This window comes from Pseudoxanthomonas broegbernensis (genome assembly GCF_014202435.1).
GTDB lineage: Bacteria > Pseudomonadota > Gammaproteobacteria > Xanthomonadales > Xanthomonadaceae > Pseudoxanthomonas > Pseudoxanthomonas broegbernensis.
The window spans coordinates 1-1016 of sequence record NZ_JACHGU010000032.1 but is presented as its reverse complement, the minus strand read 5'-3'; the positions used below and the strand labels follow the sequence as shown (position 1 = coordinate 1016).

At 68.8% G+C, this 1016-nt stretch carries 1 protein-coding gene; it reads left to right on the top strand.

Annotated elements, in window-relative coordinates; translation table 11 throughout:
* Nucleotides 1-1016: malic enzyme-like NAD(P)-binding protein (locus HNR76_RS15280; RefSeq protein ID WP_281383405.1), on the top strand; the 1016-nt coding region annotated here is incomplete at both ends.

Below are 1016 nucleotides of genomic sequence, written 5' to 3'. Positions count from 1 at the left end.
CAGGCCGCGCTGGACTATCACCGCCATCCCCGCCCTGGCAAGATCAAGATTGCGGCGACCAAGGCGATGCTGACCCAGCGCGACCTGTCGCTGGCGTACTCGCCGGGCGTGGCGTACGCCTGCGAGGCCATCGTGGCCGATCCGCGCCAGGCCAGCGAGCTGACCGCGCGCGGCAACCTGGTGGCGGTGGTCAGCAACGGCACCGCGGTGCTGGGGCTGGGCAACATCGGCCCGCTGGCGGGCAAGCCGGTGATGGAAGGCAAGGGCGTGCTGTTCAAGAAGTTCGCCGGCATCGACGTGTTCGACATCGAGATCGACGAGAACGACCCGGACAAGCTGGTCGACATCATCGCCTCGCTGGAGCCGACCTTCGGCGGGATCAACCTGGAGGACATCAAGTCGCCGGAGTGCTTCATCGTGGAGCGCAAGCTGCGCGCGCGGATGAACATTCCGGTGTTTCACGACGACCAGCACGGCACCGCGATCATCGTGGGCGCGGCGGTGGTCAACGCCCTGCACGTGGTGGGCAAGCGGATCGAGGACGTCAGGCTGGCCACCACCGGCATGGGCGCGGCGGGCATTGCCTGCGTGGACATGCTGGTCTCCCTGGGCCTGAAGCCGGAGAACATCACCGCCTTCGACCGCGGCGGCGTCATCCACAGCGGCCGCACCGACCTGGACCCGGACAAGGCCCGCTACGCGCGCCGGACCGACAAGCGCTCGCTGGCCGAGATCGTCGAGGGCGCGGACGTGTTCCTGGGCCTGTCGGCCGGCGGCATCCTCAAGCCGGAGATGGTTGCCACGATGGCGGACCGGCCGGTCATCCTGGCGCTGGCCAACCCGTATCCGGAGATCCTGCCGGAAGCGGCCAAGGCCGTGCGCCCGGACGCGATCATCGCCACCGGCCGCTCGGACTACCCGAACCAGGTCAACAACGCGGTGTGCTTCCCCTACCTGTTCCGCGGCGCGCTGGACGTGGGGGCCACGGCGATCAACGAGGCGATGAAGATCGCCTG